This window comes from uncultured Campylobacter sp., from assembly GCF_938045225.1.
Taxonomy (GTDB): Bacteria; Campylobacterota; Campylobacteria; order Campylobacterales; family Campylobacteraceae; genus Campylobacter_A.
This window is the reverse complement of the sequence record NZ_CALINL010000231.1, coordinates 1-8,529: the sequence shown is the minus strand read 5'-3', so window position 1 is coordinate 8,529 and position 8,529 is coordinate 1. Positions and strand designations below refer to the sequence as shown.

5 protein-coding genes and 1 pseudogene are annotated in these 8,529 nt (G+C 44.6%); 2 read left to right on the top strand and 4 right to left on the bottom strand.

Translation table 11 applies throughout. The features are described from left to right. Positions 1 to 235 precede the first annotated feature (235 nt). Positions 236 to 613, top strand: a pseudogene (locus Q0200_RS08305) (Mbeg1-like protein); the annotation flags it as partial. Positions 614 to 665: 52 nt separating this feature from the next. Here the strand turns inward: Q0200_RS08305 and Q0200_RS08300 are convergent. Together Q0200_RS08300 and Q0200_RS08295 are read right to left on the bottom strand one after the other, a co-directional pair. Further along, complete coding sequence (locus tag Q0200_RS08300; protein ID WP_297940152.1) at positions 666 to 1,592, bottom strand: ribose-phosphate pyrophosphokinase; 927 nt, start codon at positions 1,590 to 1,592, stop codon at positions 666 to 668. A 260-nt stretch (positions 1,593 to 1,852) separates the two neighbouring features. Then, a complete protein-coding gene (locus tag Q0200_RS08295) occupies positions 1,853 to 5,263 on the bottom strand; it encodes a DUF748 domain-containing protein (RefSeq protein WP_297940149.1) in 3,411 nt (1,136 codons plus the stop codon). A gap of 266 nt (positions 5,264 to 5,529) precedes the next feature. Between Q0200_RS08295 and Q0200_RS08290 the strand changes: the two genes are divergently transcribed. Continuing rightward, a complete protein-coding gene (locus Q0200_RS08290; protein WP_297940146.1) occupies positions 5,530 to 5,898 on the top strand; it encodes a DUF488 family protein in 369 nt (122 codons plus the stop codon). Positions 5,899 to 6,030: 132 nt separating this feature from the next. On the opposite strand, the gene mnmA is transcribed toward Q0200_RS08290, so the two are convergent. Both mnmA and Q0200_RS08280 read right to left on the bottom strand, forming a co-directional pair. Then, the gene (mnmA, locus tag Q0200_RS08285; RefSeq protein WP_297940143.1) at positions 6,031 to 7,047 is read right to left on the bottom strand and encodes a tRNA 2-thiouridine(34) synthase MnmA; all 1,017 of its coding nucleotides are present in this window, start codon (positions 7,045 to 7,047) and stop codon (positions 6,031 to 6,033) included. 831 nt (positions 7,048 to 7,878) lie between these two features. Further along, entirely contained in the window at positions 7,879 to 8,481 is a 603-nt protein-coding gene (locus Q0200_RS08280; RefSeq protein WP_297940140.1) for a TIGR00730 family Rossman fold protein, read from the bottom strand. Between the last annotated feature and the right edge of the window lie 48 nt (positions 8,482 to 8,529).

Below are 8,529 nucleotides of genomic sequence, written 5' to 3'. Positions count from 1 at the left end.
CATGTGATAGTTATAAGATAGAGAAAGAGAAAAAAGAATATTTAAAAACATTAAGGAGAAAATAGTGAAAAGGTTATCATTAACACAACTACTTATAATAAACACAATATTATATACAACAGAATTTAATGTTGGACAAAAGTTAGTTGGTAAGACAATAAGAGATTGGGAAAAAGAATTTAAATTTGAGCTTGATAGTTTAGGACATTTTCCAGCTGAAATAAACGAAACAGAAATGGAAAAAGTTTTAAAAACAGTTAGAGAAGATGAAACATATAGTAATATTAAGATTTTAGATATAGATAATAGTAAAACAGGATATACAGATGGTTCAGAACCTATTGTAATGGTGACATTAAAATATGAAGATATGATATATATTGCATTTAAAGGGACTGCAGGTGGTGTGGAATGGAGAGATAATGCATATGCATCATACCCAGAATATGCATTTACAGAAGCACAAAGAGAAGCATTAGAATATTTTGATAAAATGTATGAAAAATATGTGAATTGTAATATTAAGAAGGTATATGTAACAGGTCACTCAAAAGGTGGGAATAAGGCACAATTCATAATGGTTATGAGAGGAAGTACAGAACATACAAAACTTAAGAAATGTTTTTCACGGCGTGAAAAAACCGTGAAAAACTTTCGCTTGTTTTTTAGAATAGAGAATTTACGCTTTCATTGTGATAAACACGGCGTATCACTTCGCCAAATAGCGAGGCTGCGCTTAGCACTTTTATACAAGGGAGTTCTTCTTTTAACGGGATCGTGTCAGTCACCACTAGCTCGTCTAAAAAGCCAAGTTTTAGCCTATCATAGGCTGGTCCACTAAGCACTGGGTGAGTGCAAAACGCCATTACACTAGTTGCGCCACGCTCTTTAAAAATTTCAGCTGCTTTTACGATGGTGCCAGCGGTGTCGATCATATCATCGACCAAGATCACGTCCTTGCCCGCCACGTCGCCGATCACGTTCATTACTTCGCTCTCGTTGGCTTTTTCGCGGCGTTTATCGACGATGACGATATCCAGATTTAGGGCTTTTGCGACGCTTCTAGCGCGCGCGACGCCGCCGATGTCGGGACTAGCGATGATAGGGTTTTTGAGATTTTTGTTTTTGATGTGGTCGTTAAAGATAATCGAGCCGTAGAGGTTATCGACCGGGATGTCGAAAAAGCCCTGAATTTGGCCTGCATGAAGGTCGATCGTGACGACGCGGTCGATGCCCGCCGTTTGCATCATGTTTGCCACGAGTTTTGCCGTAATAGGCACGCGAGGAGCGGCCTTGCGGTCTTGGCGCGCGTAGCCGAAATACGGCACCACCGCCGTTATCGAGCTGGTCGAGCTGCGCTTCAGCGCGTCGGTTAGGATCAAAAGCTCCATCAAATTTACGTTTGCAGGCGCGCAGGTAGGTTGGATGATGAAAATGTCCTTACCGCGCACGCTCTCGCCGATCTGTACGCTGATCTCGCCGTCGCTAAATCGTTTTACGGTAGCTTCGCTAAGCGGAAGCGATAAATAATGCGAAATTTTCTTTGAAAACGACGGATTTGCGGTACCCGAAAAGATTTTGTAACCTCTCATAACGATTAACCTTTGTAAAATTTTTGTCTAATTTTACCGAACTAAAACTTAAATTCGTAGATTTTTGCGGATAAATTTTACCTCTAGCTTTAAAATATCGCGAATTTATCTCGCGTCAAATTTGACCGAGCCAAATTTAGCATTTTCGCGGTACGGGTCTCGGTGCGTCAAATTTGCAATTTAAACCCAAAAATCCTTCGTCGCAAGCAAGGCGAACAAACAAGAGCGCGGATAAAATAAACAACCGCTACCGCGCAAATTTAGTCCGCCACGCCCATCATCACGCTTGAGTATTCGCCCTGCTTAACGTCCGTTTTTTCGGGCTTTTTAACGATCATCCTATCCTCGGCCAGTCCCGCCTGCGCTAGGGCCGCCTTAATAGCCTGAGCTCTTGCGTTAGCGAGCTCTAGCAGCTGCTCTTTTTTCACCTCGATACCCTTTAGCGCAGCTTCTCTGAGCGCCTTTTCGTCGCTGCTTTTTTCTTTTGAAGCTAGCGACGCGAGCGCTCCTGCGTAGTCCTTGCCCGTTTGTGCCATCGTTTGGCTGATTTTTTCGTTTAGCTTCGCGTTTTTTAGCGCCGTTACGTCCACGTCCGAGTAGGCCGGAGTGATGCTTAGCTTCATCTTAGGTTTTGCCGTCGTTAGCTTGATAAAATCAGCTATCTTAGCCTGCTCGGACACTATTAACTCGGCATTTGCGGGCATAAAGTCGATAGTGTTTAGATCCTTGCTACTTAGCCCGAGCATATTACCCAAAAATCTAAACGGGGCCAGCGTGATGTCGGCAAATAGCTTCTTTACGGCTTCCCAGACGATGCCGCCGTATTTAAAGTCTGGGTCGTTTAGATCGCCCGTCACCGGCAGATCGATGTTTATCTGATTGTTTTGATCGCTCAGGATCGAGATAGCAAGCGATAGGGGCAGGTTTACCGCATCTTTTGACTCGACCTTTTCGCCAAGCGTTAGCGTGTCTAGATTTACGACATTGCTACCGTTTAGCTTAGAGTCTTTAACATCGTAGTTTAGGGTCAAATTTAGCTTGCCTTTTTCTATCTTGTAGCCCAAAAACTGCCCGCTATAAGGTGTCACGTCGACTAGATCGATATCTTTAAAGCTAAATTTGACTTCCGTGCTCTTTTTTGGATCGTACGGCAGTAGCTTGAGCCCGATCTTGCTAAAGCCGCTCTTGCCGACCACGCCCTCAAACGTACCCATCGTCGGGCGAGTGCTGTCGATATCCATCAGCACGCCTTCTAGCTTGGTGATCTTAGTCGCAAACGGCATAAATAGCGACGCATCGGAGAAGTCAACGTCGCCGTTTTCTACGAGGATGTTCTTGATAGCGAAGTCAAATTCGCCCTCTTTTTTCTGAGGTTTTGCGGCTTCGACAGGCTTTTCGTTTTTAGGGGCGGCTTGTTTTACGTCCGCATTTTGCGTACTTTCGCTCTCACTCTTTTTCACTAGACTGCTTAGATTTAGTTCGCGTTCTTTATTTAAATGCGCCTTTAAAAACGGTGCGCTCAGAGTTACGCGCTCTAAATTTAAGAAATTTTTCGCAAACGAAATTTTAGATAGTTTGAGGTTTTTAAAAGCGAACACCTTATTGCCAGAGCCGTCCGCAAGCTCGATGTTTGCGATGCTTGCCTTACCGCTTACAGTGGCGTCCGCGGCGTATTTTACGTTTAGTTCGGCATTTAGCTCGCCGCTTTTTAGGTTTGCGTCCAGATAGTTTTTAGCGTAGACGAAGTAGCGAGGCAGATTTGTATCGCTTAGTTTTATATCGGCTTCGATACTTAGGGGCTCTGGCGTGATTTTACCCTTAAGAGCCAAATTTAGCTTTTGCGAGCTTTTCATGTCGATTTTAGTGGTCACTGGCGCAGCTAAATTTTCGCTGATATTTTGCAAATTTACATTTAGCCCGTCAAATTTGTGCGCTATCTTTTGCCCCTCAAAGACATGGGTTATACCTATGTCGGCGCCCGTAACGGAGACGTTTTTGACGCTAAATTTAAATCCGCTCTTTGCGCTCTGAGCGCTTTTTTGCTCGGCTTTTTTATTTTTGCCGGCATTGCTTTTTTCTGCCGTTTTTTGAGATTTGGCAGGTTTTTTCGCGCTTTCGGTTTTGCTTTTTGCTTTTGATTTTTTGGCGGAGGCTTTTTCGCCGTTTAAGCCAAGCTCGCTAATAGCGCTAAGCTCGCCGTTTTCTTTTATATCGGTTGCAAATTTGGGCTTATTTATGCTGACGCTTTCGATGCGCAGCGCCGTTTTAGCTAGATCAAAATCCGCGTCCTTCACGCCGATTTCAGCCACAGATGCGAGTTCTTTATTTTTAGTCTTTAGCGCGATTTTTTGCGCTTTTACTTCGCCGATAGAAGCGGCGCTAGCGTTATTTTCCAGCGTAAATTTAGGCGCGTTTATTATGAGTTTTTCTAGGCTTGCCGCACTGTTTTTACCGACCGGGGCGGAGGCGACGTTAAGCGTCAAATTTTTTAGGCCAGCTGCGATATTTTGCCCTTTTATTTTAGCATCCAGCTCGCTTGCGTTTGCGTCTTTGAGTTTTATCTCGCCGACGCTTTTTTCGGTCAAGTTTATCCCGCTAACACCCAGGGCTTTGAGCGCTGCGGAGGCGTTTATATCACCTTTTTCGTTTATATCGGCCTTAAGGGCGACGCCGCTTAAATTTAGCCTGTTTAAATTTGCCTGCGCCTCGCCTTTAAAGCTCGTATTTTTAAATTTTATCTCACTAATATCGGCTGCAAAGCTTCTTTTTTCGCTAACGTCGGCATTTATCTCGATGGCGGGCAGATCAAGCTCCTCTAGGCTCAAATTTTGCCCATCAAGTTGCGCTTCAAACGACTTTAAATTTAATGCGGCGTTTTTTAATGCAGCCTTGATAACGCCGCCGTCCGCGCTTAGTTCGTAGCTAGTTTTTGCGTTTATGAGCGCGCCGTTTATGCGCAGATCTTGCGTGTCGATGAAGCTAAGAGCGACGGGACGGACGTTAAAGTCCTTTAGGCTAAGCTCGCCGTAAACTCGAAGCGGCGCAAGGTCGATGCCGCCCTGCCAGTCTAGCTTTTGCGCTAGCGTGGAGTTTGCGTCGAAAACGTGCTTGCCCGCGCTATTTTGCTCGGTATTTATGCCCGAGATTTCGTAGTTTATGCCCTCAAATTTGGCGCTAAAGGGCTGTTTTAAACTCTCGTCCGAGTAGGCAAACGAGCCGCCGATTATCTTTGTGCTGTTTAGGGCGAAATTTATACTGCTAGTTTCGTTATTTTCGGTGCTAGTAGCGTTTGACTCGCCTAAAAACGTAGCTAAATTTAGCGTGCCGTTTTTATCTCTAGCGATATTTACGCTAGGGCTCTCAAGGCGCAATATATCAACCTCCGCAAGCTTGTTAAATAGCGAAAAAGGCTTAAGCTTGACGTCGATTTGCTCCGCGCTAAAAAGCGGCGCGGTCGTGTTTAGCTCGGGGCGCGTGACGTTTAGCTCGAAGGTAAAGGGGTTAAATTTAGCCTCCGCCACGCTAAGGCTCGCGTTCATGTCTTTTAGCTTTGCGGGCAGCGTATTTTTGAGCGCGTAAGGAACGCCTAAAAAGCCCGCAAGCGTGTAGATAAGCAGCAAGCCCGCGAGCGAGACTAGGATAATAAGAGCGATTTTTTTACTTTTTTGCATAAATTTGCCTCGATTTTTTTGGCGAATTTTACAAGGATTTTGATTAAAGAGCGGTTATTTTGGCGTACTCATACGAAAAATTAGCGCCGTTTCTTAGAAAATTAAAGCCGAAATTTGATACAAACAAAAAAATCAAATGCGGCGTATGATTTCTTTTTGATAGAACTTGGCACCCGTAAACTACGGAGATAATTTAAAATCTAGTCGATAAAATAGCAATTTTACTGTAAAATTCGGAATCAAATTTGTCAAACCGGGGAGTAAAAATGTTTCAGGCTTTCAGAATTTACGATTTTATAAAAGGCGATGAAAATAGCGATTTTTACGGCGTATTCGTCGATAGACTCTATCCTCGCGGAGTGAAAAAGGAGATATTTTGCTCGTTTTTATGGCTAAAATCCGTTACTCCGTCAAACGAGCTTAGGTCTTGGTTTCATGAGGACAAAGAGGCTAGATTTGAGGAATTTAAAGTTAAATTTAAGACCGAACTAGCCGACAAAGAGGCGACGGCGGGACTGAACGAGCTAAAAACTCTAGAAAAAAAGCACGGTAAAATCGCTCTATTAACCGCGACTAAAGATATAAATTTAAGCCACGTTGCGGTACTTTTAGAGTTGCTTGGAAACAAAATTTGAATTAACTTTTATTTTTATATTTTTTGCTATGTTACGCCGATTTTTAAATCCGCTTTAAGTTTATAGATAACATAAAAACAAAAATTATAAAGTAAAATTTGACCGCCCGAAGCGATCAAATTTAAGATAAATTTACAGGATAAAACCGCTACCGATAACCAGCTCGCCTCTGTAAAATACCGCGAGCTGCCCGCTAGCCACGCCAAATGCGCTCTGCTTTAGCTCAATCTCGGCGGTGTCGCCCTCTAGGACTTTTACGTGCGCGTTTAGCCCGATACTGCGGTAGCGAACCTTGACGTCGCAGTCAAACTCACTCTCGTCTATGAACAAATTTAGGCTATTTACCGCGATTTTACCGCGCTCAAGCTCCTCTTTGCTACCTACGACGATGCGGTTATTTTGCGCGTCGATAGCGAGCACGAAATGCGGCTCGTGCGCCCCAAATACCTCAAATCCGCGCCTCTTGCCGATCGTGTAGTGCATATAGCCGTTGTGCCGCCCGATCACCTTGCCCGCGCTATCGACCACGTCACCCGGCAAGTCGGTCTCGTAGTGCTTGTTTAGCACCTCGATATAGGTGTCCTCGACGAAGCAAATCTCGCTGCTCTCGGCCTGCTCGCCGTATTCGCGAAAGCTCGGCAGAGATTTTGCCAGCTCTTTTATATCTTTTTTAAATTTGTCTCCGAGCGGGAAAATCATATCGGAGATGATCTCTTTTGGCACCTGCGCTACGAAGTAGCTCTGATCTTTGCTAGGATCGGCGGCGACCCTGATCATGCCGTCTTGGACGCGGATATAGTGGCCGGTGGCGAGCTTTTCACAGCCGATACTTTTGGCAAATTTTAGCAGTTCGCCAAATTTGATAAAGCGGTTGCAAAGCGCGCATGGATTTGGCGTACGCCCCTCTTTGTAAGCTCCGACGAATGGCGTATAGACGTATCTGTCAAACTCGTCTTGCAGATTGAGCACGTGATAGTTTATACCCAGATACTCGCACGCGCGGGCTACTTTGCCGATGTTTTGCTCGTGGTAGCCGGGCTTTTTGTGTAGTTTCATATAGCAGCCCACGACCTCGTGACCCGCCTCTAGCAGCATTTTTGCGCCCATGGTGGAGTCGACGCCGCCGCTCATGGCCATTAGTATTTTCATTTTTTCTTTCCTTTGTGGGGCAAGCGCACCTCGCGAGCGTCTTTAAACGAGCTTGAAATTTTCGGTCTGCGGCAGGCTACATGCCTAGTCTTGACGCAAAAATTTCTGCGCAACGCTTGAATTCGTCTCGTGATTCATCGCTTGTGATTTTTTTGTAAAAGTGTTTGTAAATTTACAAATCTCGCCCTAGCCCCACAATAAGGCAAATTCGTATAAATTCGGCGCGATTATATAAAAAATAGCTTAATACGCTATAAATTTGAGAGCCAAGGATAGCGAGCTAAGCCAGCATTTAGCTTTTGCGCCTTGCTCGGCTTTGAATTTTACCCGCCAAGACGACGCAGAATTTGCAAACGGCGATGACGCGGTTAAATTTACCAAATTTAACGCGAAAGGCAAGTGCGCTCGACGGAGATAATTCATAAATTTGAGAACAAGACGCTTGGGGCGTAAATTAAAAAGGTTAGCTCATTAAATTTACTAAAATTCAGGCGAGCTAAATTTACAAAAATCAAAATTTAACTCCGAGCGCTAGATATCCGCACCCAGCAAATTTACCGACCGAATTTAACTAGCCGCCAAGCTGTTTACGGCTATTTATCTTGAGTTTCGCCGTCTTTTAGATCTTTATCTAGGTTTAAATTTTCGTGCATCATGTGCGCCGCGATCGCAACTACAAAAACCACGACGGCTAAAATCAGCAAAGGGACGCGCGCGCCGTCAAATTTGACGGCGACACAGCCGCAAATAGCGACAAAAACAAGGCAAATTAGCGCAAAAAGATCCTATCAAGCATCGCCAAATCCTTAAAATTAGTAAAATTTTAGCACGCTAATTTAGTTGAATATCCCCCAAAATTTCATCCCGCACGGCGTCCAGATCGTCGCTGATCGTATAAAGCGACAGATCCTCCTTGCTGACGGCTTTTTCGCGTATCAGCGTAGTTTTGATAAAATCGTCGAGCTTGCTCCAAAACTCGCTTCCGATGAGAAAAATTTTAGCTTTTTTGGCGCCGATTTGTGCGAGCACTAGGATCTCAAACAGCTCATCAAGCGTTCCAAAGCCGCCCGGAAACACCAAAAACGCACTCGAGCGCTCAATGAGAGCAAATTTGCGAGCGGATAAATTTGAAAAAACGAAGTTGCTCGTGGCATATTTGTTTGTCACTTGTTCAAACGGAAGCACGATATTTAGACCTATTGACGGACTTTTACCGCTCTCGTACGCTCCCTTGTTCGCCGCCTCCATCACGCCAGGCCCGCCGCCGCTAACGACCGCAAAACCGCCGTCGGCAAGCTCTTTTGCGAGGCTAAAGGCCATTTTACAGTATTTGCTATTTTCGTCAAATCTGGCCGAACCGAAAAATGTAACGCTAGGATTTTTATAAGTCGCAAAATCCCTAAATTTGGCCAGATCGTTTAAAATTTCATCCATTATTTCTCTTTGCGGTTAAATTTGCGCTCGCGGGGTTAAATTTACGCG

What these genes read in the sequence shown, in the direction of transcription:
- Q0200_RS08300 (WP_297940152.1), bottom strand. Translation starts at nt 1,592, where the DNA reads ATGAGAGGTTACAAAATCTTTTCGGGTACCGCAAATCCGTCGTTTTCA.
- Q0200_RS08295 (WP_297940149.1), bottom strand. Translation starts at nt 5,263, where the DNA reads ATGCAAAAAAGTAAAAAAATCGCTCTTATTATCCTAGTCTCGCTCGCG.
- Q0200_RS08290 (WP_297940146.1), top strand. Translation starts at nt 5,530, where the DNA reads ATGTTTCAGGCTTTCAGAATTTACGATTTTATAAAAGGCGATGAAAAT.
- mnmA (WP_297940143.1), bottom strand. Translation starts at nt 7,047, where the DNA reads ATGAAAATACTAATGGCCATGAGCGGCGGCGTCGACTCCACCATGGGC.
- Q0200_RS08280 (WP_297940140.1), bottom strand. Translation starts at nt 8,481, where the DNA reads ATGGATGAAATTTTAAACGATCTGGCCAAATTTAGGGATTTTGCGACT.